Source organism: Acidovorax sp. JG5, assembly GCF_017939685.1.
Lineage (GTDB): Bacteria > Pseudomonadota > Gammaproteobacteria > Burkholderiales > Burkholderiaceae_C > Acidovorax.
Map to the genome: position 1 here is coordinate 176,718 of NZ_JAGKSE010000001.1, position 24,892 is coordinate 201,609.

The following is a 24,892-nucleotide window of genomic DNA, read 5'->3' on the forward strand; positions in this document are numbered from 1 at the left end:
ATGCGCTTTCTGGTAAAGGGCTTGCGGCTGTTTTTAATCAAATTCTGATCGGTGCAAGCCCATGGGCTGTTGCGGGTCGCCAAGGCAGGCGCTGCGCTGGCGGGCCGGACACCGCACAATGGCGGGGCATGCCCCCACAGCCACCCCACGACAGCGCACACAGCGTCTTCCCTGCCGCACCGCCGCCCGCGGCCAACCGGCCGCCGGCACAAGCGGCCGCCGCCGCCCTGGACGCTGAACAGGCCGCCACCGCCACGCTGGGCGAAAGCGCCGCCCAGCGGGCCTCGCTCTCGCCCCTGGCCCCCCTGACGGTGCCGGTGTTTCGCATGCTGTGGCTCACCTGGGTGGCGGCCAACACCTGCATGTGGATGAACGACGTGGCGGCCGCTTGGCTCATGACCACGCTCACCACCTCACCCATCCTGGTGGCGCTGGTGCAGTCGGCCTCCACGCTGCCGGTGTTTTTGCTGGGCCTGCCCAGCGGCGCGCTGGCCGACATCCTGGACCGGCGCCGTTATTTCATCGCCACGCAGTTCTGGGTGGCCGCCGTGGCACTGGTGCTGTGCGCGGCGATCCTGGTGGGTGGCATGACGGCGCCGCTGCTGCTGGCCCTGACTTTTGCCAACGGCATCGGCCTGGCCATGCGCTGGCCGGTGTTCTCGGCCATCGTGCCCGAGCTGGTAAGCCGTCCGCAACTGCCGGCGGCCCTGGCGCTCAACGGCGTGGCCATGAACGCGTCGCGCATCATCGGCCCGCTGCTGGCGGGTGCCATCATCGCCAGCGCTGGCAGCGCCTGGGTGTTTGTGCTCAATGCCGTGCTATCGGTTCTGTCTGGCCTGGTCATCATGCGCTGGAAGCGCACCCATGTGCCCAGCCCGCTGGGGCGCGAAAAGCTGCCCAGCGCGATGCGCGTGGGCCTGCAGTTCGTGCGCCAGTCGCCGCGCATGCGGGCCGTGCTCTGGCGCATCGCCCTGTTCTTCCTGCACGCCACGGCGCTGATGGCCTTGCTGCCGCTGGTGGCCAGGGGGCTCGGCGGCGGGGGTGCGGGCACGTTCACGCTGCTGCTGGCGTCCATGGGGGCGGGCGCCATTGTGGCCGCCATGTTTTTGCCTCGGCTGCGCCAGGCCATGGCGCGTGATGTGCTGGTGATGCGCGGCACGCTGCTGCAGGCGGCCGCCATGGCGGTGATGGCCATTGCGCCCAATGTCTATGTGGCCGTGCCCGCCATGGTGCTGGGCGGCATGGCCTGGATCACCACGGCCAATTCGCTCAGCGTGTCGGCCCAGCTGGCACTGCCCAACTGGGTGCGCGCGCGGGGCATGTCGATCTTTCAGATGGCCATCATGGGCGCCACCGCGCTGGGGGCCGCCTTGTGGGGGCAGGTGGCCACGGTGACGTCGGTGCACCTGAGCCTGGCGCTGGCAGCGCTGACGGGCGTGACCGCCATGGCCCTGGTGCAGCGCCTGGTGACGGATCGCCACACGGAAGAAGACCTGAGCCCCTCGCAGGCGTTCAAGGCCCCGGTGGCGGCCACGCCGCCGCAGGCCGGGCGCGTGGTGGTCACCATCGAATACACCATCGACCCGGCGCGCGCCGCAGAATTTCGCGCACTGATGCAGGAAAGCCGCCGCAGCCGCCTGCGCCAGGGGGCGCTGTCGTGCGACCTGCTGCACGACCTGGCCGACCCGGCGCGCTATGTGGAGCAGATCGTGGACGAGTCCTGGACCGAGCACCTGCGCCGTTTCGACCGGGTGACCGCCTCCGATGTGGCGCTGCGCGAGCGCAAGCTGGCGTTTCACCGGGGCGAATCGCCTCCCGTGGTGGTGCGCTACCTGATGGAGCGCTGAAACGACAGCGGGGCTTGTTGCCCAAAAAAGCTATCAAAACCATAGCTTTTAGCGCTTATTCAGCAAGGGCTAGAGGCCATTTTTACTCAAATATTGAGCGCAGGCCTCCCAAGGCAACACGCTGCGGCCCGCTCAGCGCGGCCACAGGGCCCACAGGCGCAGGCCCTGCTTGAGCCGCCCGGCCAGTTCGCCCGCCTCGGGCCCCCAGCCAGCGAAATAGTCGGCCCGCACCGCGCCCACGATGGCGCTGCCAGTGTCCTGCGCCATCACCAGGCGCTGCATCGACACCTGCGGGCCCTTGGACGCCAGCCACACCGGCGTGCCATAGGGAATGCTCTGGCGGTCCACCGCAATCGACCGGCCGGGCGTGAGGGGCACGCCCTGCGCGCCGCGCGGGCCAAACTGGGCGTCCAGCGGGCTCAAGGGCTCTTCGCGGAAAAAAACGTAGCGCGGGTTGCTCCACAGCAGTTCGTTGGTGCGCTGCGGGTTGGCATTCAGCCAGGCGCGGATACCGGGCCAGGTGGCATCGCGCGTGGCGCCCTGGTCCAGCAGCCAGCGGCCCACGCTCTGGTAGGGCTGGTCGTTGGTGCCGGCGTAGGCCACCCGCACGGTGGTAATGCGGCCATCGGCCTCGGTAATCTGCAGGCGGCCCGAGCCCTGGATGTGCAGCACCATGGATTCGACCGGGTCGCGCAGCCAGGCAATGGCGCGCCCCTGCAGCGCGGCCTGGGCCTCGGGCAGGGTGTCGATCTGCTGGCGTGTGAACCAGGGCTTGCGGGCGCCGTGTCCGACGGGCAGTCCGTACACCGGCACGGTGTAGCCGTTGCCGGGCTGGCGGGCGGCGTCGATCATGGGCTCGTAGTAACTGGTGAGCAGGCCTTCGGCATTGCCGTCGGCGGCTTCGACACGGTAGGGCTGCAGGCGCCGCACCATCCAGGCGCGCTGCTCGTCAGTGCTGGCAATGCTGAGCTGGCGCACTTCGCCGCACAGCGCCGTGAATGGCGGCCGGGGCCGCTCGCAGCTTTTGATCCAGGCGTTCCAGGCTTCGTGCAGGGCGTCGTCGGCAAAGCCGGGCAGCTCGGCCCAGCGCACCGGCACCCAGCGGCTCCTGGGTTGCACCAGGGGCGGCGGCAGCGGCGCGGTATCGCCCGGGATGGCCGTGCCACCGGTGGCGGGCGCCGCCGCGATGGCCCCAGGCTGCGCGGGGCTTGGCGCGGGCGGGGTGGAGCAGGCTGCCAGCGTTCCTACAATCAGCGCCGTCATCACAAGGCGCAGGAGTGTCAATTTCATGGGGCTGATTTTGCTTGAAGCGTTGCTGGCGCTGGTGGTGCTCGCGCTGATTGTCTGGTGGACGATGTTTTCCGGACGCAAAGGTGGCGAGCTGAAGTTGCCGCCGCCGGACAAAGACACCGACCCGCCCAAGCCCTGAACGCGGGCGTGGCGTGCGCAAGGTTTCGTCCTACACGGCGCCTGCCTGCTGGCCGACAGCCTGGTGAAGGCGTAGAGTGAACACTGCCGACTCGATATCGGATTGGCATTCCGTCCCATCATTTACAAGGAGCCTCGCTATGCGCAAATACTTTATTCCCGGCGTCGTCGCCGTTGTTGTCCTGGCCACCGGTTGCGCCGAAATGAGCGATACCCAGCGCCGCACCGCCACGGGCGCCGGCGTGGGCGCACTGGCCGGTGCCGTGCTCAGCTCGGCCACGGGCGGCCGTGCGGGCACGGGCGCCGTGGTGGGCGCCGGTGTGGGCGCCCTGGGCACCTACATCTGGTCGCAGAACATGGAGCGCCAAAAGCGCGAGATGGAGCAGGCCACCCAAGGCACGGGCATCGCCGTGACGCAGACGCAGGACAACCAGCTCAAGCTGGACATTCCGAGCGACATTTCCTTTGCCGTGGGCCGCTCGGACATTCAGTCCAACTTCGCACCGGTGCTGGACCGTTTCGCCGAGGGCTTGCGCAACAACCCGAACACCGATGTGCGCATCATCGGCCACACCGACAACACCGGCAGCGATGCCGTGAACAACCCGCTGTCGCTGGACCGTGCGGCCAGCACGCGCAATTACCTCACGGGCCGGGGCGTGGATGGACGCCGCATCGCGATCGAAGGCATGGGCGAGCGCCAGCCCATTGCCACCAACGACACGGCCCAGGGCCGCAGCCGCAACCGCCGGGTTGAAATTTATGTGGGTGAGCGCCCCCGCGGCTAAAACGGTAGGCACCGGCGCAGCGGCTGATTCAGGGGCCGGTGCGCAGCAGGTTGGCCAGCTCCACCGCTGACTTGACCTGCATCTTGTCGAACACCCGCGAGCGATGCACTTCGACGGTGCGCACGCTGATTTCCAGCTGCTCGGCAATGAGCTTGTTGGGCAGGCCGGCCACCACCCGGTCCATCACATCGCGCTCGCGCTCGGTGAGGTCGTGCAGGCGCACCTGCAGGCTGCTGCGCTGGCGCAGTTGCTCCAGGTGCGCGGCCGACTGGGTTAGCGCCTGCTCGATGCGATCGACCAGTGCGTTGTCGGAAAACGGCTTTTCGTAGAAGTCGAAGGCCCCGCGCTTGACCGCATCGACCGCCGTCGGCACGTCGGCATGGCCGGTCAGGAAGATCACGGGCATGGCGGCCAGGTCGCCGCGCGCCAGCAGCACATCGAACAAAGCCAGACCACTCATGCCCGGCATGCGCACATCCAGCAGCAGGCAGCAGGGCTGGTGAGGTGCTGGGCAGGCTTGCCGCATTGCGTCAAAAGCTTCGGCGCTGTCGAAAGATTCGCTGAGCAGGCGGCGTGAACGCAGCAACCAGGCGAGCGCTTCGCGCACGCCCGCGTCGTCGTCCACGATGTACACAAGGGCGTCGGATACGGGTTCCATCAGGGGGCAGGAGATTGGCTGACAACGGGCACGGTGAAGGTGAATACCGTACCACGCGGCGCATGGGGCTCATAGGCCAGGAAGCCGCCATGCTGCTCGACCACCGTGCGGCACATGCTCAGCCCCAGGCCCATGCCTTCGGCGCGCGTGGTGAAGAACGGGGTGAACAATTGTTGCGCCACCTCGGGCGCGATACCGACGCCGCCGTCGGTCACCGAAAATTCCAGCCACCCGCTGTACGCATTGGATGCGCCCCGCCGCACCCGGATGGCCAGGATGCGCGGGTGGATGGCAGGGTCGTCCATGGCCTGCATGGCATTGCGCGTCAGGTTCAGCAGCACCTGCTCGATCATGGTGCGGTCGCACAGCGCGCATGGCAGATGGGGTTCCACCGAGGTCTGCACGCGCACGCCGAGCTTACGCGCCTGAAGGCTGATGATGGGCAGGATGGCATCGAGCAACTCTTGGGGGTTCACCGCCTCGCGGGTCTGGTCGCGGCGGCGCACGAAGTCGTGCACGCTCTTGATCACGCGTCCCGCGCGCTCGGCCTGGCGGGCAATGTGCTGCATGGCCATGCGCACATCCTGCAGGTGGCCAGGTTGGGCCGCGCCGGGGGCGCTGGAATCGAGCAGGTTCAGCGAACCGGTGGCATAGCTGGAGATGGCCGCCAGCGGCTGGTTGAGCTCGTGGCTCAGCAGCGAGGCCATCTCGCCCACGGTGGCCAGCCGGGCCGTGGCCTGCAGGCGATCCTGCGAGGCGCGCGAGATCTCTTCGATGCGGCGCTGTTCGCTGATGTCCAGAAACGCACTCATCCAGCCGGTGTGCAGCCCCTGGGCATTGATCAGCGGCGCCTCGATGATCAGCACCGGAAAGCGCGTGCCGTCCTTGCGCATGAAGACCGATTCGAAGCCCTCGCGCGGTGGCATCCCGCCGGCAAAGCGCGTGGCCTGGCGCTGCCGGTATTCTTCGGCGAGTTCGGGCGGCCAGTAGGGCGCTGAGGTGCTTTGCCCCAGCAGCTCTTGCGGGCTGAACCCCACCATGGCGCAGAACGCGGGGTTGACGTAGGTGATGCGTCCCTGCAGGTCGCGTGCGCGCAGGCCGGTCACCAGGGAGTCTTCCATGGCCTTGCGAAAGGCCAGGGCGTCTGCCAGGTCACGCTCTGCCTGCAGCCTGCGGCGGTTGTCCCGCACCAGCACCACCATCACGGTTACCAGCGCAATCGACATGGCGGTGACCAGCGCGGTCAGCACGTTGGGAAAGAGGTTGGGTGCGCCATGCCAGCTGTCCATGCGCAACACCAGCGTGGTGCCCGGCAGGTCAAGCAGCTGCTGGGCCGTGAACATGCGCGTGCCGCGCCGGGCCGCACCCAGCACTGCCAGCCGGGTGCCATCGGCCTCGGTAAACGAGGCCTCCTGGCTGCGCGTCAGGTTGTGCCCCACCAAATCCACCAGCATCTCTTGCAGGGCGAAGGTGGCCACCAGAAAGCCCGCGGGGTGCCCGGCGCTATGCAGGGGCAGGCACAGCTCCATCATTTCAGAACCCAGTCCGTCGCCATGCGGCTGGAAATAGCTGCTCGAATAGGCGGGGGTGCCCAGCCGGCGGGCATTGGTGCAGGCCAGCGCCGCATCGGAATGTGAGCCTTCGCGGCTGGCGGCGTCCCACGACACAGGGCGGTAGGGGGTCTGGGCGTAGGCGCGCAAGCGCAGGCTGGCGTCCCGCCACTCGATGCGCGCCAACTCGCGGCGTTGCCGCAGCAATTCCGTGGCATTGACCTCCCAGGCCAGCAGGCCCGGGCCACCCGCCTGCAGTGCCTGCAGGCTCTGCACGTTGCGCGCGAGCGCGGTGCGGATGTCGGAGCTCGCGTCCGCGGCGTCCCGCTCCAGCCGGGACTGCACCTGGCTGGCCTCGTAGCGCCCGGCCAGCCACACCAGCGTGACCAGCATGGCTGCCACCAGGGCCACCAGCAAGGTCCAGAGCGACCACCGACGCCAGGCGCTGCGCCAGCGCTGCCAGGGTGTGCGGGTGCTGGGCGGCAGGCTACTCACAGAACGCGGTGCTCCAGCGCGGGCAGCTGCGCGCGCACCTGGCGCACGCGCCCGGCATCGAGCTCGCCCAGCACCACACCCGGACCTTGCGCCAGGGCGTGGACGATCTGCCCCCAGGGATCGACCAGCATGCTGTGGCCCCAGGTCTGGCGGCCGTTTTCGTGCAGTCCACCCTGCGCGGGGGCCAGCACATAGGCCAGGTTTTCCACCGCCCGTGCCCGCAGCAGCAGTTCCCAATGGGCCTGCCCGGTGGTGTGGGTGAAGGCGCTGGGCACCAGCAGCAGGTCGGCTCCCGCGCTGGCGTGCAGGCGGTACAGCTCGGGAAAGCGCAGGTCGTAGCAAACGCTCAGTCCGATGCGCCAGGTGTGGCCGGTGCGCGATGGCAGATCAAACTGCACCGGACTGGCCCCTGCCTCGATCACCCGGCCCTCGTCGAAATGCTCACGCCCGTTGTCAAACCGAAAGAGGTGGATCTTGTCGTAGCGCGCAGCACATTGGCCCGAGGGTGCATACACCAGCGTGGTGTTATGCACGCGCTCCGGATCGGCGGTCTGCATGGGCAATGTGCCGCCCACCACCCACATCTGCAGCTCCTGTGCAGCGCGGGCGAGAAACGCCTGGACAACACCATCGCCAGGGGTTTCACGCAATGCCAGCTTGTCGGTGTCGCGCAGCCCCATGGCGCAAAAGTACTCGGGCAGCACCGCCAGTTCGGCCCCTGCCGTGGCGGCCTGTTCCAGCAGGCGGCGGGCCATGGCCAGGTTGTCGCTGCGCTGCGTGCCAGAGACCATCTGTAGGGCGGCCACTTTCATGAGGGCTCTCCTGCCGCGGATGGCACCGGTGTCTTGCCGGGCAGTTGTTCGGCCCCCGAGGGTGGTGCGGGGGCACTGCCCGATTCCCGGCTGCGCCGCGAAATGCGCACGATATTCGGATCCGTCCAGGTGCCCCCAATCTGAAATTCCTGGGTGGCGGCCTCGATCAGCGGACCGCGCAGAAAAACCTGGGCCAGAAAGCTGCCCAGTCCGATGACCGGATTGATGGCGGTGGCGACCAGCGAGGCCGTCATGGCGTTGACTTCGGGGATGACCACCACATGCAAGTCCTGGGTTTCGTGGTCGATGTTGGCGCTGCCCTCCATGAGCACAGCCGCGTTGACCCCCTTCATCTGCAGGTTGTTGGTGATGGCGACACCCTGCTCGATGCGCACGTCGCCCCGCACAAAATCGAACGCGAAGCCTTCGCTGAAGACATCACGGAAATCGAGCGTCAGGCGGCGTGGCAACGACTGCAGGCTCAGCACCCCCAGCAACTTGGCAAGCCCCGGATCGGCCTTGAGGAACTGGCCAGACTCCACATTCAGGTTGATCTGCCCCGTCATGGAGCGGTAGTCCGGGCTCATGGGCGCACCTATCCAGGCCACCTGCCCTTGCATGCGCCCCTTGCCGCGGCGCACCACCTTTTCCATGCCAAAACGGGCCAGCAGATCGCCGGAATCGCGAATGTCGAGCTGGAAGTTCATGACCGTGCGGCGGCGCGGCGCCCGTTCGCTGCCCGCCACCAACGCCCAGTTGCCGCTGCCGGTGAAGGTGGCTTCCGGCGTCATGATGTTGAACTTGCCCAGCCGCCACTCGCGCTGGGCCACATCCCCGCCCCGGTTTTGCGCTTCGATCTCCACACGCCCGAGCTGGCGGCCGCGCAGTTCAAAGTCGTCCACCACGATGTCCAGCGCGGGCATCGTGCCGGGTTGCTCGTCCAGCAGTGCTTCGAGCTGCGTGGCGGTACTTTGGGGCAGCTTCAGGCGCGCCAGCCGGGCAAACACGCGGCCCGCCGGGTTGTCACGGGTGCCGGCCTGCCGGTATTCGAGATAGCCGTTGAGCTCATCGGCGTCCAGGTTGGCACGCCAGGTGGAGCCGTCCCGCGAGCCGCCAACGACCAGGTTGTGCAATGCGCGCCCCTGCACAGTGAGCGTCTGCGCGCGCACGGCGGCGGTAGTGGGCAGATAGTCTTGCGCCGCGCTGTCTGCCTGGGTGGCGGTGGCAGGGGTGCCGGCGTCGGTGGTGGTTGCCTGTGTCAGCACCTTTTCCCAGGCGTCCACGTCAACGTGTGCCGCGCGGATGTTGGCCGCCACGCCGTCCATCGGCATGGGCGCGGATTCGCCGGCGGCCAGACCGATGCCGATGGCACCACGCACCACGCGCGTCTGGTTGCCCTGATGCTCCCGCTGGTAGCTGACCGATCCCAGCAAGCCCAGGTCCAGGGTCAACTGGTCGCGCAGGGGCGGCGGGGCCGTACCTGCCATGACCGCGGCCAAGGATTCGCGGGCCACCTGGGTCTCATAGCGCACTGGCAGCAGGGAATCTGCGGTCTTGGCCAGCGGTGCGGGCAACGTGAGGCCCATTCCCTGCAAGGTGGTGGTGACCCGTATCTCGGGAATGCCCCGGCGAAAAGCCAGCGCAAGTGTGTAGGGCGCGCTGCCGGTAGCGCTGCGCGCCAGCTGCGCAAGCATGCCCAGCTGCCGCGCCTGCTGAAGCCCCTCGGCAGTGGCCGTGCCTTGCGCCCGCACTTGCACGGCGGACTCGGTTGGGCCAGCGCCGGCCGCCAGCGCACGCATTCCGCCCTCCAGGCGCAAGTCCCCACCCAACGCGCGCGCCTGCACGCCATTCACGGAGAACCCGGTGTCGGTAAATTGCACGATGCCGCGTGCGCGCGACAGCAGGGGCGTTTCGGGTGTGATCTGCACCTCATTGCCCGCCAGCACCACACTGCCCTGCACTTTGGATTTTTCGATATCGCTGATCGGCAGGCTCAGTCGCAGCTGCAAATCGGCATTGCCCGTGCCGCTGGCCTGATCGAGCGCATGGCCTGTCATGCGCGATAGCGGGGAGGTGCGCAGGATGGTCAGCAGTTCGGACAGCGGCCCGCGCGCATCGGCGTTGACCGCGACCACGGAGTGGGACAGATCGGGAATCTGCGCCTCCACCTTGGCCAGACGCACGCCCGGCGTGCCGGCAAAACCACCGGTGGCGCCGCGCACCTGCATGGACGAGCGCTCGAACACCAGTTCGCCCGCCAGTTGCGTCAGCGCCGGCCAGGGCAACGCGCCGCCGGGTTGCAGCCGGGGTGGAACGTAGGCGTAGGTCACATCCTTGACGCGGGCTGCAATGCGGAAATCTCCCTGCCGGGGATCGTTGAAAGGCAGGTCGTGCAGGTCGCCCTTTACCCGGAACTGCACGTTGCTGGCGCTGCCCGACAGGATGGCATCGCGCACATAGTGGCGCGATTCGGCCGGGATGGATTGGGGCAGATAGCGGTGCACGCGGGTGCCGTCGGCGCGCACCAGTGTGCCCGTCAGGTCCATCACGCCGGGAAAGCGTGAAAAACGGGGGGCCTGGCTGGCGTCGCTGGTGTGCCAGCTGGCGCGCAGCTCGCCCTGAGCGTCCGCGTTGGAAAACCGCACATTGCTGGCCTGCACCGCCAGGCGTTGCCCATCCACTTGCCAGCGCAGCTCCGCACTCAGCTGGTCCAGCGGCAACACAGGGTCTTCAAAGACCCCCGGCAGAACCAGCGCACCCGACGCGATGGCCAGGCTGGCCTTGCCGCCGGCATGCGTCATGTCGATGTCCACACTGGCGCCGCGCAGACCGGGAACGCTGTTGCCCGCATCCGGTTCGCCGGCGGCCAGGGCCAGCCCCGTGACCTTGCCGCGCACCTGGTATTGCTGCAAGGCATCCAGCGGGCCGCGCCAGGTGGTGTGTACTTCGTTGACCAGCCCCTGCGGGGTGTAGGTCTGCAGTGCGGTGTGGGCGGCCTTTCCCAGTGGCAGGCGGCTGCCGATCTGGGCCAGCGCGGCAAGATCCAGGCGGTCCGCGCGCAGCTCGCCCTGGGCGGGTGCCTTGCCCGCGGCCCCCGTGTAGTGCAGGCGCAGGTTGCCCCCTGGCCACACCAGGCCATCGTCGGTCACAAACTGCAGGCCCTCGGTATAAAACTCGAAGCCGCCTTCCAGCCGCCGGCCGCCCAGCCGGCCTTCGATGGAGGGCAGCGCCAGGGCTTTGAGCTGGGGCCCCAGCGTGGCGTTGACGTCGGTCAGCAACAGGTCGGCGGTGCCACCCACAATCCGGCCGCGCTGAACGTCGGCCCAGGCGCGAACGGCGCCACGGCCTTGCGCCACCTCAAAGCCCACATCGGCATGGTGGCGCAAGCGGGAGACATCCACGCGCGAGAAATCGGCAAACAGCTGGCCGCTCCAGTGCTGCCAGTTGCCATCGCGTGCACGCAGCAGCGGCGCGCGAAACCGCCCGGTCAGCGTGAACCGCTCACCCCAGGCCGGCGGTGGCGTGGCCGCGATGCGCATGTTGTGCTGCCAGCTGCTGTTGCGCAGCAGCACATCGACCTCTTCCAGCGCCAGCTCGGGTGCGCCGCGCAGCTCGTCGGTCCAGCGCAGCGTGCCACCCTGGATGACGACTTCGCCCTGCGAAAACAGCCAGTCTGCGGCGGCGTTGTCCGCGCCCGCAGTCTCCGAGAAAGTGAGGCCCGCCACCACAATGCGGCCGTCCGCCTGCCTGCGGATGTCAAGGTCGGGGCGTTCGATGTAGAGCTGCTCGAACCCCCGGTTGAGCAGCGAGCGCGGAGACAGTGCCACCACCACGCGCGGCAGTTGCAGCGCGGCTCGCCCTTGGGCATCCAGCAGCGCCACGTCCAGAAGCTCGACGGAGGGGATCAACCCTTCGGAACGCGCCGTGATGGACCCGATGCGCACCGGTACCCCCAGCGCCCGCGCTGCCTGCGCCTCCAGTTGCGGGCGAAACTCGCCGATACGCGGCACAATCCAGCCATGCAAAGCTCCCCACCCGACGGCCAGCAGCAGCCACAGGACCAGCAGGCAACCCAGCGACCATCGCGCGAACCCGGCGACGAATCGCAACAGGCGTGTGGGGCGATTTAATGGATCGATCATTGGTGGGCTTGAATGTGGCAGGAATTATGACCCGCGACCCCGGGGTGGGTTCAGTGAAAACCGGTGTCCTTATGTATGTAGCGGCCCGCCGCGCCCCCTGCCATGTCCACCTCTTCCACTGAATTTTCGGGTTCCGCCCCTGACTCGGCCGGCCTGGCCGGGTACTCGCGTTTTTTTCAGCGCCTGCACCGCCGCTACGCACAGGATCTGGCTTTGTTGCCGGCAGGGGCGCCTGATAAAGCATCCATGGAACAGGCCTTTGCGGCGCTGCAGGAGCGCGGGTGCGACACAGCAACCGCCCTGCGCGTGCTGCGCCAGCTGGTCATGGAGCGGCTGATCCGGCTCGATTGCGAAGCCCAGGCCCCGCTGTCGGACATCACCCGCGCCGTCACCGAACTGGCCGAGTTCGCGCTGGACCGGGCGTGCCTTCACGCCCGCCGCGAACTGGACAGCCGCCATGGGGCTCCGCTCGCACCCGACGGACAGCCGGTGCCGCTGTGGGTGATCGGCATGGGCAAGCTTGGCGCGCGGGAGCTCAACGTGTCCAGCGACATCGACCTCATCTACGTCTACGCGCAGGATGGTGAAACGGCCGGCAACCCCGAGGGGCGTGGCCGCATCTCCAACCACGAGTATTTCGCCCATGCGGTGAAGATCATCTACAGCCTGGTGGGCGATACCACCGAGCACGGATTCGTCTTCCGGGTGGACCTGGCGCTGCGCCCCCATGGCAATTCCGGCCCCGCCGCAGTCTCGCTGGCGGCGCTGGAGGAATACCTTCAGGTGCAGGGGCGCGAATGGGAGCGCTTTGCCTGGCTCAAGAGCCGGGTGGTGGCACCGCAAAGCTGCATTGGCGGTGCCGAAGTGCTGGCACTGCGCAGCGTGGTGCTGCCGTTCGTGTTCCGCCGCTACCTGGATTACAGCGTGTTTGATGCGCTGCGCACCCTGCACCGCCAGATCCGCGAACATGCGGCCAAGCGCAGCGCCGGCCATCCGGAGCGCGCCAACGATGTGAAACTGTCGCGCGGCGGTATTCGCGAAATTGAATTCACGGTGCAGCTGCTGCAGGTGGTGCGCGGTGGGCAGTTTCCCGAACTGCGCCGCCGGCCCACGCTGGATGCCCTGCCACGGCTTGCCCAGGCCGGGCTCATGCCGCAGGAGACAGCCGATGCGCTGGCGCGGGCCTATGTGTTTCTGCGCCGTGTGGAACATCGCATCCAGTACCTGGACGACCAGCAGACCCATGTGCTGCCCACGCGCGACGACGATCTGGCCTGGATTGCCCGCACCATGGGCCACAGCGACTGCTGCGGTTTTCTGCATGAGCTCGATGCCCACCGTGAACTGGTGGCGCAGGAGTTCGACACGCTCTTGGGTGGCAATGGCAAGAGGGAATGCAATGGCGGCGGATGTGGCGGGCCACGTGCGGTCACCGCGCCGCCGCCCGAGCTGGAAGGCTTGCTCGAACAGTTGCCTGCCGGTTTTCGCGAGCGGGTGGCGGAGTGGCGCACCCATCCCCGCGTGATCGCGTTGCGCGACGAAGCCCGCGCACGGCTGTTCCGGCTGATCCAGCGCACGGCGCAGTGGCTGGGCGAAGGACGGGTCACCGAGGAAGCCGCCGTGCGCCTCGTGAACTGGCTCGAGCCCCTGCTGCGACGCGAAAGCTATCTGGCCTTGCTGCTGGAGCGCCCCTCGGTGCATGAGCAACTGCTACACCTGCTGGGCGCCGCCCGATGGCCCGCTCGCTACCTGCTGCAACACCCGGGTGTCATCGACGAACTGGTGGGTAACGCGCTACTGGCCGAGCGCTTTGCCGTGGCTGATTTCGAGCGCGAACTGGCCCTGCGGCTGGCTTCGTTGCGGTCCACTGGCGAGGACGACGACGAAACCCTGCTCAACCTGTTGCGCCGCGCGCAGCACGCGGAAACCTTCCGCACGCTGGCCCGCGATGTGGAGCACCGGATCACCGTCGAGCAGGTGGCCGATGACCTGAGCGCGCTGGCCGACAGCGTGCTGCGCATCTCCGCGCAGTGGTGCTGGAGCCGCCTCAAAAACCGGCACCGCGAAACCCCGCAATTTGCCATCATTGGCTACGGAAAGCTCGGCGGCAAGGAGCTGGGCTACGGCAGTGATCTCGACATCGTTTTCGTGTTCGACGATGACGATGAACGGGCCCCCGAGATCTATGCGGCGTTTGTACGCAAGCTGATCAACTGGCTCACCGTCAAAACGGGCGAGGGTGATTTGTACGAAATCGACACGGCCCTGCGCCCCAACGGCAATTCCGGCCTGCTGGTCACCAGTTTCGATGCCTACGCGGCATACCAGCAGCAACGCGGCAGCAACACGGCATGGACATGGGAACACCAGGCGATGACGCGGGCGCGCTTTGTGCTGGGCAGTGCCGCCCTGCAGGCCCGCTTTGATGCGGTGCGTGAAGCAGTGATCACGTCGCCGCGAGACCCCGTCGCGTTGCGCGCCGAGATCGTGTCCATGCGCGGGCGCGTGCGTTCGGCCCATCGCACGCGCGAGGGGCAATTTGATGTGAAACACAGCCCGGGCGGCATGGTGGATGCCGAGTTTGCCGTGCAGTACCTTGTACTGGCGTATTCCGCCCAGCACCCTGAGTTGGTGAGCAACGTGGGCAACATCGCACTGCTGCAGCGCGCCGAGCAAGTGGGCTTGCTACCTGCCGGTGTGGGCCAGGCTGCAGCCGACGCCTACCGCGAACTGCGCCGTGTGCAGCACCGTGCACGGCTCGATGAAGTGCCGACCGAAGTCGCGCCCCCCGCGCTGCAGGCAGAGCAGCGCGCAGTGCTGGCGCTCTGGGATGCGGTTTTTGGCGATAACCCGGTGCGTGCTGCGACCTGAAAGCATGGTGCATGGCGCGGTATGCCATCCCGCGACAGTATCCTGCCTTGAATAGCGAGGGGGCCCGACCGCCGAGGCAGGTGAGGGTCTGGCAAACAGCAAACCATTTCCCATGGTTGTTCGCCCTTGATGGCGACCTGCCGGTTAGATAATGTAACGAGCGCCATGAATCTTGTTGCCCTGAACATTAAATCCATCCAGTTGGGTCATCCGCTGCCTTTTGTGCTGCGTGGTGCGGATGGAGCGTTGCTGGCGCAAAAAGGCTATGTCATCCGCACCCGTGCCGAACTGGAATCGCTGGAGGCACGCGGCCTGCAACTGTGCGTAGACACGAGTGAGTCCGGCGAGAGCCACCGCGCCTACCTCGCGCAGCTGCAAAAAATGCTGCTGTCCGACACTTCCCTGGGGCAGATTGCGGCGATGAAGATCCATGCAGGCGCGCAGTCGGGAGGTACGCAGGCTGGCCGTGAACGCGATGGTAAATATGTGCCGGACTGGCCTCAACTACAGTTGCGTGCCACCCAGTTGCTGCGCGCACCACTGGCGGGCGATTTCGAGGGCCGTTTTCAGGCCCTGCACGGTGAACTGAACCGCAATTGCGAGCAAGCGCCCGACGCCACGCTGCTGGCCCTGATTTATCTGTCGGCGCAAGAAACCCGCATGTACAGCGCCACCCACGCCATGCTGGTGAGCTGCGCGTGCATGGTGGTGGCGCGCGAAATGCTGCGTTGGCCCGATGCGCGGGTGCTGCAACTGGGCAGCGCGGGGCTCACCATGAACATCGCCATGACCGAGCTGCAGGACCAGTTGGCCCAGCAGTCGCAGCCACTCACGGCCCAGCAAATCATGGCAATCGAAGACCATGCCAGCCGCTCTGAGCAGTTGCTTCGCCGCTTGGGGGTGACCGACCCCGTGTGGCTGGAAGCGGTGCTGTGCCATCACCACCGCTTGCCCGGCCCGCTGGCGAAGAAGTCCGAAGCGCAGCAAATGGCGCGCCTGCTGCAGCGCGCCGATATCTTTGGCGCCCGCCTGGCCCCCCGCGTGGTGCGCTCGCCCATGCCGGTCACGGCCGCCATGCAGGCCAGCTACTACAACGAAGAACACCAGGTGGACGAGGCGGGTGCCGCGCTGGTCAAAGCGCTCGGCATCTACCCGCCGGGCGCCTTGGTCCGGCTGGCCACCCAGGAAGTGGCTGTGGTGCTCCGCCGTGGCACCACGGCCACCACACCCCGCGTGGCCGTGGTGATGAACCGTGACGGCATGCCCACCGGCGAGATGATTCCGCGCGACACCTCCCAAACCGCCTGGAAGATCGCCGGCGTCGTGGCATACCGAGACGTGCGGGTGCAATTGCCCCTGGACCGCTTGCTGGCTCTGGTGTAGCCCCATGGCGGCTGCGGGGTTGCCCCATCGCCGCTCAGTCCCGTTGCCGCGCTGAATCCTCCCCGGTGCCTCCAGGGCGCCGCCGATTGCGCACACCCCACAGGGCCGAGCGCCCGCTGTTTTTCGGCCGCCAACCCCCGCGGCACCACGCCGCTAGCACGTACCAGCGGTTGCCATGCACCGGCCCGGTCTGTGGGCGTTCCCGCTCCACCCATCACGTTTTTTGCACGCAGACGCATTCAAGGGCTGTACGTCGTGCATACTATGCAGTATAAATAAATACCAACAGGGGCAAAATATGATGAAATGGTTAAAACCGTCTGGAGGCCCACCATGAAACCCACCACGCCATCGTTCTCTCGCCTCTCGAAGGCCTTGCGTACTGCTGCGGGCATCGCCGGGTTGATGCTGGCGGGCGCAGCGGCGCATGCGGGCGAGGCGCAGGCCTGCCCGGCCACGCTGCAGCACACCTTCGAGCGGCTGCAGGACGAAAAGCCCCAGTCGCTGTGCCAGTACAGCGGCAAGGTGGTGTTGATCGTCAACACTGCCAGCTATTGCGGCTTCACAGGCCAGTACAAGGGTCTGGAGGATCTCTATGCCCGCTACAAGGACAAGGGCCTGGTGGTGCTCGGGTTTCCATCGAACGACTTTTCCCAGGAAAGCGGCAGCAACCAGCAGATTGCCGATTTTTGTGAAAACACCTTTGGCGTGAAATTTCCCATGTTCGCCAAAAGCAGCGTCAAGGGGCCCGAGGCTTCGCCGCTGTACCGCCAGCTTGCGCAGTTGTCCGGCAGCGCGCCGCGCTGGAACTTTCACAAATACCTGCTGGGGCGCAACGGCCAGCTGGTTGACAGCTATTCCAGCCTCACGGCCCCCGATAGCAAGGGCCTGGTCCGCGCCATCGAACAGCAGCTCGCAGCTCCCCAACCCCGGTGATTTCCATGACCTCGTTACGCTTTGCCGATTTTTTTCACACCATGGGCTGGAACTTTGGCGGTATAACCCCACTCTGTAGATTGCAAGAGCGCATTGGGCACCTTACCAGTTTGACGTTGCGAAGCCTTTTGGCCCCCCGGGTTCTGATTGCCCTCCTGAAGCGCTTCTCCTCCCTCCCTCTCTTATTCGTTTCGGGACGCTTCGCAACTCTTTTATTCCAGGCGCCGGCCAGAGGGAGCCGGCCATGAAAATCGCCATCATCGGCTCCGGCATCTCCGGGCTATCCGTCGCGCACCAGTTGCGCGGCAAGGCGGACATCACGCTGTTTGAGGCGGGCGACTACTTCGGTGGGCACACCCACACCGTGGATGTCACACTGCCCGACGCCTCCGGCGCGACCGTCACCCACGGCGTCGACACCGGGTTTCTGGTGTTCAACGAGCGCACCTACCCCCACCTGATCCGCCTGCTCGCCGAGCTGGGCGTAGAGACTGCGAAGTCCGACATGTCGTTCTCGGTGCAGGTGCCCGCAGCTCTGGGCGGCGGCCGCTCTCTGGAGTGGAGCGGCACCAACCTCAGCACCGTGTTTGCCCAGCGCTCCAACCTGGTCAACCCGCGTTTTCTGGGCATGCTGCGCGACCTGCTGCGCTTCAACAAGCTGTGCACGCGCATTGCAGAAAAGCAGGCCGACGCCGCGCTGATGCAGCCGCTGGGCGATTTCCTCCAGCAGCACCGCTTTGGCGACGCGTTCCGCGACTGGTACTTCTTGCCCATGCTGGGCTGCATCTGGAGCTGCCCCACCGACCAGATGCTCAAATTCCCCGTGGCCACCATGATCCGGTTCTGCCACAACCACGGGCTCATCCAGGTGAGCAACCGCCCGCAATGGTGGACGGTGGCCGGTGGTGCGCGCAACTACGTGGACAAGATCGTGGCAGGCATCGCCGACAAGCGCCTGTCCACGCCCGTGCGCCGCATCGAGCGCGATGCCGCGGGTGTGCGCGTGGTCACCGACGGACTGGTGGAACACTTCGACCAGGTGGTGCTGGCCACCCATTCCGACCAGTCGCTTGCGCTGCTGGCCCAGCCCACGACGCAGGAGCGCGCCGTGCTCGGCTCCATCCGCTACCAGGCCAACCGCGCCGTGCTGCACACCGACACCTCGGTGCTGCCCGCACGTCGCGCCGCCTGGGCAGCGTGGAACTACGAACGTGCCCAACAACGCAGCCGCGAGTCGGCCCGCGTGTGCCTGCACTACCTCATCAACCAGCTGCAGCCCGTGCCTTTTGCCCAGCCCGTGGTGGTCTCACTCAACCCGGTGCGAGACATTGCGCCCGAGCACGTCATCGGCAGCTACGAATACGCCCACCCGGTTTTTGACATGGCGGCCATCCGCGCACAGCAGCAGGTGGGCAAGCTGCAGGGCCAGCAGCACACCTGGTTTTGCGGCGCCTGGACAGGCTATGGGTTCCATGAAGACGGCCTAAAATCCGGCCTGGCCGTGGCCGGGAAACTGCTGGCCGCTAGGCCCGCACCGCTGGCGGAGGCCGCATGACAGCGCCCGCCGTGTCCGCCGTGCCCCTCATTGGCTTCGGCCAGGTGCGCCACACGCGGCTGCGGCCCAAGCGCCACGCGTTTGCCTACTCCACATTCTTCCTGATGCTGCCGATGCGCAGCCTGCCCGATGCGCCGGGCGCGCTGGCCATCAACCGGCGCGGCGCCATCAGCTTTCATGATGTGGACCATGGCGACGGCCGCAGCGTAGAGCAAGGCGGGGCGCTGGCCTGGCTGGACGAACTGCTCAGCACCGAAGGCATCACCGACGCCACCGGCGAGGTCTGGCTGCATTGCTACCCGCGCGTGCTGGGCTACACCTTCAAGCCCGTGAGCTTCTGGTACTGCCACCGCTCCGACGGCAGCCTGCGCGCCATCGTGGTCGAGGTGAACAACACCTTTGGCGAGCGCCACTGCTACCTGCTCGATGGGCCGCAATACGGCGTGGAACAGAAGGCGCGCAAGGTGTTCCATGTGTCGCCGTTCTGCGAGGTGAGCGGCGGCTACCGCTTTCGCTTCCTGCGCACGGCAGCCGGCGCACAGGACGCAGGCCGCACCGTGGTGCGCATCGACCACGACGACGACAGCGGCCCGCTGATCCAGACCAGCGTGAGCGGCACCCTGCATGCCATCACCGATCAGACGCTGCGCCGCGCGCTTTGGGGCTATCCCGCCATGACGCTGGCCATCATCGTCCGCATCCATTGGCACGCGCTGCGGCTGTGGCTCAAGCGCGTGCGTTTCCATCGCAAGCCCGAGGCGCCTGCCTCCATCGTGACCCGTTGATCTCCATGCCGTTCCAGCCCCGCGAGACCGCCGCCATGAACTCCACCACCGCAACCCGCTCAGGCCGCAATGCCCAGGCCCTGCCCGCAGGCACGCCGGCCGCCGCCCGCACGGCGCTCAAGCTGCTGCAGCGGCTGCAGCACGGCCACCTCACGGTGCAGCTGCCCGATGGCACGCTGCAGCATTTCGGGCACGGCAACGGCCCCTTGGCCGCCATCACGCTCAAGAACTGGAATGTGTGCAGCGCCGCGCTCCGGTCGGGCGACATCGGCTTTGCCGAAAGCTATATCGCCGGCGACTGGACCACGCCGCACCTCACCGACCTGATCAAGCTCTTCATCGCCAACCGCCAGCAGGTGGAAGGCGTGATCTACGGCACCTGGGCCGGGCGGCTGCTGTACCGCATCAAGCACCTGCTCAACCGCAACACGCGCGCCAACAGCCAGAAGAACATCCACGCCCACTACGACCTGGGCAATGCCTTCTACGAACTGTGGTTGGACGACACGATGAACTATTCGTCGGCCTGGTTCGAGGGCGATGCAGGCGGCGACCTGCGCGCCGCCCAGCACGCCAAGGTGCGCCGCGCGCTGCGCATGGCCGGCGTACAGGCGGGCGACCGCGTGCTGGAGATTGGCTGCGGCTGGGGCGCGCTGGCCGAGATGGCGACCACCGAGTTCGGTGCCTCGCTGACCGGCGTGACGCTGTCCACCGAGCAGCTCGCTTTTGCCCAAAAGCGCATGGCGGCACACGGGGTACAAGCCCAGGCAGATTTGCGCCTGCAGGACTACCGCGACATCCACGACGGCCCCTACGACGCCATCTGCTCCATCGAAATGGTCGAGGCCGTGGGCCGCGAATACTGGCCCACTTACTTCCAGTCGGTGAACCGCCTGCTCAAGCCCGGCGGCAAGGCTTGCATCCAGAGCATCGTCATCGACGACAGCCTGTTTGACCGCTACATCAGCTCCACCGACTTCATCCAGCAGTACATCTTCCCGGGCGGCTGCCTGCCCTGCCCACGCGAGTTCCGCCGCGAGGCCGAGGCCGCAGGCCTGAGTGTGGTGGACGAGTTCGCGTTTGGCCAGGACTACGCCGAGACCCTCAAGCGCTGGCGCGAGCGCTTTCTGGCGCAGCGTGCGCAGATCCTGCAACTCGGGTTCGATGAGCGCTTCATGCACATCTGGGAGTTCTACCTGGCCTACTGCGAGGCCGCGTTTGCCATGCGCAACATCGACCTCGTGCAGTACACGCTGGTCAAGGATTGATGTGCTATGAAAAGCATAGCTATTAGCGCTTTATTGGTAAGCGCTGCAGCCCTGTTCAATTCGAATCCGGCCGCAGCGCAGATGGCGGAGGCCAGCCAGACTGCCACCGCTCCCCTCTCGGGTGCGCGCCTGGCGGGACAAGGCGTTCTGCGCTTCCTGGGCTTCGAGATCTATCGGGCGCGCCTGTGGGTGCAGCCGGGCTTTGAGGCCGGCAATTACGGCGCACAACCCCTGGCACTGGAGCTCACCTACCACCGCGACTTTTCAGCCGACGCCATCGCCAAGCGTTCGCTGGAGGAGATGCGCCGCGTGGGCAACTTCACTGCCGAGCAGGCCACGCGCTGGCAGCAGGCCCTGCAGGCCGCGCTGCCGGACGTGAAGTCGGGCGACCGCCTGTTGGGCATTCACCAGCCCGGCGTAGGCGCCACCTTCAAGATGGGCGGGCGCGTGGTCGGCGAAGTGCCGGACGCCGAGTTCTCGCGCCTGTTCTTTGGCATCTGGCTCTCGCCCCAGACGTCCGAGCCCGGTCTGCGGCAGCAGCTGCTGGCATCTATCCGCACGGCAGGCCAGCCATGACCGGTTCGCAGCCCATCCGCGCCGGCGCAGGCCTGGCCTATGGGCTGCTGGGCCTGCCGCTGGCGTTTGTGGCGCTGCCGCTGTATGTGCTGCTGCCCAACCACTACGCCCGCGAGTTCGGCATGCCGCTGGCCACACTGGGCGCGGTGCTGCTGGCGGCGCGGCTGTTCGACGCCATCACCGACCCGCTGCTGGGCCGCCTGGCCGACCACCTGTTTGGCCGCTCGGTGCGCGCCGTGCTGGCCGTGGGCGCGGTGTCGGCGCTGGTGCTGGCGCTGGGCTTGGCCAGCCTGTTCTTCCCGGCGGTGCGCGGCCCCGATGCGCTCATCGCCTGGGCGCTGGTGGCGCTGCTCGTCACCTACACCGCCTACAGCCAGCTCGGCATTGCGCACCAGTCCTGGGGCGCGCGCCTGGGTGGGGACGAACTGCAGCGCGGCCGCATCGTGGCCTGGCGCGAGGGCGCCGCGCTGGTGGGCGTGGTGCTGGCCTCGGTGCTGCCCGCGCTGCTGGGTTTGCCGGTCATGCTGGCGGTGTTTGCCATTGCCTTGTTGCTGGGCTGGTGGGCATGGACGCGCGCGCCGCGTCCCGCAGCGCACGCGGGTGGTGCCGTAGCGGGTGTGTATCGCCCACCGCAGCACGCCAGCCTGTGGCGGCCCTGGGGGCGCCCGGCCTTCCGCCGCCTGCTGGCGGTGTTCATGCTCAACGGCATTGCCAGCGCCATCCCGGCCACGCTGGTGCTGTTTTTCATCCAGGACCGCCTGCAGGCGCCGCCCGCGCAGGAGCCGATGTTCCTGGCCGCCTATTTCGTCTGCGCCGCACTTTCCATCCCGCTGTGGCTGCGCGCCGTGGCGCACTGGGGCCTGGCGCGCACCTGGCTGGCCGGCATGCTGCTGGCGATCGCGGTGTTTGTGTGGGCTGCCTTTCTGGGCGCGGGCGATGCGCTGCCGTTCCTGGTGGTCTGTGCGCTGTCGGGCGTGGCGCTGGGCACCGACCTGGCCCTGCCCAGCGCCCTGCTGGCCGGCGTGATTGCGGCCGAGGGCGACAGCGGCCAGCACGAAGGCGCGTACTTTGGCTGGTGGAACTTCGCCACCAAGCTCAACCTGGCGCTGGCCGCCGGCCTGGCGCTGCCGCTGCTGGGCTGGCTGGGCTATCAGCCCGGCACGCGCAGCGCAGAGGGCCTGCAGACGCTGGGCCTGGCCTACGCGGTGCTGCCCTGCGTGCTCAAGCTGCTGGCGGCGGCTGCGCTGCATGTCCTCATCCTGCGGCCCACACGCCGCACGGCGATCCTGAATACGAACCGACCCCAAGGCACCCCCCCATGATGCAACGACGCCTCCTCCTTTCGGCCGCAGTGGCTGCGCCCGTGGTCCTGTCCGGCTGCGCCAGCCAGAACCTCGATGGCTACGCCAGCGAAAAGCCGGTGCTCGACCTGGCCCAGTATTTCAACGGCAAGATCGACGCCCACGGCATCTTCCAGGACCGCAGCGGCCAGATCGTCAAACGCTTCACCGTGGTCATGGACTGCGCCTGGCAGGGCAACGAGGGCGTGCTCGACGAAGCCTTCACCTATTCCGACGGCACCACCCAGCGCCGCATCTGGCGCCTGACCAAACACGCCGACGGCCGCTACACCGGCACCGCCGACGACGTGGTGGGCACGGCCAGCGGCCAGACGCGCGGCAACGCCTTCCGCTGGAACTACACACTGGCGCTGCCGGTGGATGGCAAGGTCTACAACGTCGAGCTGGACGACTGGATGTACCTCATCGACGACCGCGTGATGCTCAACCGCGCCACCATGCGCAAGTTCGGCGTGCGCCTGGGCGAGATCACGCTGTCCTTCACCAAACGCGCAGCATGAGCCTCAACCCGCCCCTGCGCGACTGGCATGGCCGCCGGGCCTGGCTCATTGGCGCCAGCAGCGGCATTGGCCGGGCCACGGCGGCGGCGCTGCACGCGCGCGGCGCGCAGGTCATCGTGTCGGCGCGCAGCGGCGATGCGCTCAATGCCTTTGTGGCCGAGCACCCCGGCAGTGTGGCCATTGCGATTGACACGGCAGAGCCCCAGCAGGTGGAGGCCGCCGCCGCGCAGGTGCTGGCGGGCGGCGCGCCCGACCTGGTTTGCTACTGCGCTGGCTACTACCGCGACATGCGCGCCACCGATTTCGACCTGGCCGTCATGCTGCGCCACGAGCAGATCAACTACAACGGTGTGCTGCATGTGCTGGCCGGCGTGTTGCCCGCCATGCTCACAGCCGCAGAGGCCGGGCGCCCGGGCCATGTGAGTGTCATCAGCAGCGTGGCGGGTTTTCGGGGCCTGCCCAAAAGCCTGGCCTACGGGCCCACCAAGGCCGCGCTCATCAACCTGGCCGAGGCGTTGTATCTGGACCTGCACGACCTGGGCATGGGCGTGAGCGTGATCAACCCCGGCTTTGTGGCCACGCCGCTCACGGCGGGCAATGACTTCACCATGCCCGCGCTGATCTCACCCGAAGCGGCGGCGGCGGCCATCGTGCAGGGCTGGGAGCGCGGGCATTTCGACATCCACTTTCCCAAACGCTTCACGCGCGTGATGAAGCTGCTGCGGCTGTTGCCGTACCGGTGGTACTTTCCAGCGGTTCGCCGCTTCACAGGTCTTTGATGCCACACCCCGACTCCTCCAGCGTCGAAGAAGCCGTCACCCGCGTGGTGGCGTTCTTTGAGCAGCTCGCGCCCGCCCACCTGGCCGCTATCGGCCGCATTTATGCGCCCGATGCGCGCTTCAAGGACCCGTTCAACGAGGTGCGCGGCGTGCAGCCCATCCAGCAGATCTTCGCGCACATGTTCGAGGCGCTCGACCAGCCCCGCTTCGTGGTCACCGGCCGCGTGGTGCAGGGGCAGCAATGCTTTCTGACCTGGGATTTCTTGTTTGCATTCAAGAACTTCCACCGGGGCGAGCCTCAGACGGTGCGCGGCGCCTCGCACCTGGTGCTGGACGCGCAAGGCCTGATCGTGCTGCACCGCGACTACTGGGATGCCGCCGAAGAACTCTACGAGAAGCTGCCCGTGGTCGGCGCGCTGATGCGCTGGCTGCGGCGGCGCGCGGGCCAATAGCCCGCGATTTGGCCCACCCACAAACAACGATGCCGGCTTACGCCGGCATCGTTTTGGACAGTATCTAGTCCCGCCGGCGCTCAGACCGGCTTGGTATCCGCAAAGCTCGGGCGCTGCATCAGCTTGTCGAGCAGCTTGCCCAGGTTGGGATGCTCGCTGCGCCAGTCGATCAGGGGGAAGCGAAACTCCAGCCAGCCCAGGGCGCAGCCCACGGCGATGTCCGACAGGCTCAGGTGGATGCCGCTGCAAAACGGCTTGTCGCCCAGGCCCTGGCCCATGGACTTGAGGCTGGCGTGCACCTTGCCCAGCTGGCGGTCCATCCAGGCCTGGCTGCGTTCGCTGTCCTGGCGGCCCGCCCAGGTGGCTTCCAGGCGCGCCAGGATGGCGGCGTCCACCAAGCCGTCGGCCAGCGCTTCCCAGGTCTTGACCTCGACCCGCTCGCGGCCCTGCGCGGGAATGAGTTTGCCCACGGGTGACAGCGTATCGAGGTATTCCACGATCACGCGCGAATCAAAAATCGCCTCGCCGCCCTCCATCACCAGGCAGGGCACCTTGCCCAGCGGGTTGGACTTGGCAATGGTCGTGTCATCCGCCCAGACGTTTTCCTGCACGAACTGGTAGTCGAGCTTTTTTTCGGCCATCACGATGCGTACCTTGCGCACGTAGGGGCTGGTGTTGGAACCGATCAGTTTCATGTTTCTTCCAT

20 protein-coding genes are annotated in these 24,892 nt (G+C 67.2%); 14 read left to right on the forward strand and 6 right to left on the reverse strand.

Annotated features, from left to right (window positions below):
- Nucleotides 1–128: 128 nt before the first annotated feature.
- The gene (locus J8G26_RS00770) at nt 129–1,847 is read left to right on the forward strand and encodes an MFS transporter (RefSeq protein WP_087748027.1); all 1,719 of its coding nucleotides are present in this window, start codon (nt 129–131) and stop codon (nt 1,845–1,847) included.
- 132 nt (nt 1,848–1,979) lie between these two features.
- On the opposite strand, the gene J8G26_RS00775 is transcribed toward J8G26_RS00770, so the two are convergent.
- Complete coding sequence (locus tag J8G26_RS00775) at nt 1,980–3,203, reverse strand: MltA domain-containing protein (RefSeq protein WP_210567792.1); 1,224 nt, start codon at nt 3,201–3,203, stop codon at nt 1,980–1,982.
- Between J8G26_RS00775 and J8G26_RS00780 the strand changes: the two genes are divergently transcribed.
- Nucleotides 3,136–3,276, forward strand: coding sequence for a hypothetical protein (locus J8G26_RS00780; protein WP_210567811.1), 141 nt, complete (start codon nt 3,136–3,138; stop codon nt 3,274–3,276). The genes J8G26_RS00775 and J8G26_RS00780 overlap by 68 nt on opposite strands.
- Nucleotides 3,277–3,415: 139 nt before the next feature.
- A complete protein-coding gene (locus tag J8G26_RS00785) occupies nt 3,416–4,063 on the forward strand; it encodes an OmpA family protein (protein WP_210567567.1) in 648 nt (215 codons plus the stop codon).
- Between the two features lie 28 nt (nt 4,064–4,091).
- On the opposite strand, the gene J8G26_RS00790 is transcribed toward J8G26_RS00785, so the two are convergent.
- The 4 genes from J8G26_RS00790 to J8G26_RS00805 are packed head-to-tail and all read right to left on the reverse strand — an operon-like array spanning nt 4,092 to nt 11,720.
- Nucleotides 4,092–4,721, reverse strand: a complete 630-nt coding sequence (locus J8G26_RS00790) for a response regulator (protein WP_210567568.1) — start codon at nt 4,719–4,721, stop codon at nt 4,092–4,094.
- Nucleotides 4,721–6,766, reverse strand: coding sequence for an ATP-binding protein (locus tag J8G26_RS00795; protein WP_349238290.1), 2,046 nt, complete (start codon nt 6,764–6,766; stop codon nt 4,721–4,723). Before J8G26_RS00795 ends, J8G26_RS00790 begins: the two co-directional genes overlap by 1 nt.
- Nucleotides 6,763–7,578 (reverse strand): carbon-nitrogen hydrolase family protein, encoded by an 816-nt coding sequence (locus J8G26_RS00800; protein WP_087748031.1) that lies wholly within the window; start codon nt 7,576–7,578, stop codon nt 6,763–6,765. The genes J8G26_RS00795 and J8G26_RS00800 overlap by 4 nt, the downstream gene beginning before the upstream one ends.
- On the reverse strand, nt 7,575–11,720 hold the full coding sequence (locus tag J8G26_RS00805; protein ID WP_210567569.1) for a YhdP family protein: 4,146 nt from the start codon (nt 11,718–11,720) through the stop codon (nt 7,575–7,577). Before J8G26_RS00805 ends, J8G26_RS00800 begins: the two co-directional genes overlap by 4 nt.
- A gap of 102 nt (nt 11,721–11,822) precedes the next feature.
- On the opposite strand from J8G26_RS00805, the gene glnE reads away from it, so the two are divergent.
- The 11 genes from glnE to J8G26_RS00860 all read left to right on the forward strand — a co-directional run bounded on the left by glnE (nt 11,823) and on the right by J8G26_RS00860 (nt 24,186).
- The gene (gene glnE / locus J8G26_RS00810; RefSeq protein WP_210567570.1) at nt 11,823–14,591 is read left to right on the forward strand and encodes a bifunctional [glutamate--ammonia ligase]-adenylyl-L-tyrosine phosphorylase/[glutamate--ammonia-ligase] adenylyltransferase; all 2,769 of its coding nucleotides are present in this window, start codon (nt 11,823–11,825) and stop codon (nt 14,589–14,591) included.
- Between the two features lie 165 nt (nt 14,592–14,756).
- Nucleotides 14,757–15,974: an HD domain-containing phosphohydrolase gene (locus tag J8G26_RS00815; RefSeq protein WP_087748034.1), complete on the forward strand. Its 1,218-nt coding sequence runs from the start codon at nt 14,757–14,759 to the stop codon at nt 15,972–15,974.
- A gap of 405 nt (nt 15,975–16,379) precedes the next feature.
- Nucleotides 16,380–16,910 carry a glutathione peroxidase gene (locus J8G26_RS00820; protein ID WP_210567794.1) on the forward strand — a complete coding sequence of 177 codons (531 nt, stop codon included), beginning with the start codon at nt 16,380–16,382 and terminating at the stop codon, nt 16,908–16,910.
- 244 nt (nt 16,911–17,154) lie between these two features.
- Entirely contained in the window at nt 17,155–18,465 is a 1,311-nt protein-coding gene (locus tag J8G26_RS00825) for an FAD-dependent oxidoreductase (protein WP_210567571.1), read from the forward strand.
- On the forward strand, nt 18,462–19,250 hold the full coding sequence (locus J8G26_RS00830) for a DUF1365 domain-containing protein (RefSeq protein WP_210567572.1): 789 nt from the start codon (nt 18,462–18,464) through the stop codon (nt 19,248–19,250). The genes J8G26_RS00825 and J8G26_RS00830 overlap by 4 nt, the downstream gene beginning before the upstream one ends.
- 35 nt (nt 19,251–19,285) lie before the next feature.
- Nucleotides 19,286–20,518, forward strand: a complete 1,233-nt coding sequence (locus J8G26_RS00835) for a cyclopropane-fatty-acyl-phospholipid synthase family protein (protein ID WP_210567573.1) — start codon at nt 19,286–19,288, stop codon at nt 20,516–20,518.
- An 81-nt stretch (nt 20,519–20,599) separates the two neighbouring features.
- A complete protein-coding gene (locus tag J8G26_RS00840; RefSeq protein WP_210567795.1) occupies nt 20,600–21,094 on the forward strand; it encodes a chalcone isomerase family protein in 495 nt (164 codons plus the stop codon).
- Complete coding sequence (locus J8G26_RS00845; RefSeq protein WP_210567574.1) at nt 21,091–22,416, forward strand: MFS transporter; 1,326 nt, start codon at nt 21,091–21,093, stop codon at nt 22,414–22,416. The genes J8G26_RS00840 and J8G26_RS00845 overlap by 4 nt, the downstream gene beginning before the upstream one ends.
- A complete protein-coding gene (locus tag J8G26_RS00850) occupies nt 22,413–22,955 on the forward strand; it encodes a DUF3833 domain-containing protein (protein WP_210567575.1) in 543 nt (180 codons plus the stop codon). Before J8G26_RS00845 ends, J8G26_RS00850 begins: the two co-directional genes overlap by 4 nt.
- Nucleotides 22,952–23,734: an SDR family NAD(P)-dependent oxidoreductase gene (locus tag J8G26_RS00855; protein ID WP_210567576.1), complete on the forward strand. Its 783-nt coding sequence runs from the start codon at nt 22,952–22,954 to the stop codon at nt 23,732–23,734. The genes J8G26_RS00850 and J8G26_RS00855 overlap by 4 nt, the downstream gene beginning before the upstream one ends.
- Nucleotides 23,734–24,186 (forward strand): nuclear transport factor 2 family protein, encoded by a 453-nt coding sequence (locus J8G26_RS00860; protein WP_210567577.1) that lies wholly within the window; start codon nt 23,734–23,736, stop codon nt 24,184–24,186. The genes J8G26_RS00855 and J8G26_RS00860 overlap by 1 nt, the downstream gene beginning before the upstream one ends.
- An 80-nt stretch (nt 24,187–24,266) precedes the next feature.
- Here the strand turns inward: J8G26_RS00860 and J8G26_RS00865 are convergent, their stop codons facing one another.
- Nucleotides 24,267–24,881: a glutathione S-transferase N-terminal domain-containing protein gene (locus tag J8G26_RS00865; protein WP_087748035.1), complete on the reverse strand. Its 615-nt coding sequence runs from the start codon at nt 24,879–24,881 to the stop codon at nt 24,267–24,269.
- Nucleotides 24,882–24,892: the final 11 nt, after the last annotated feature.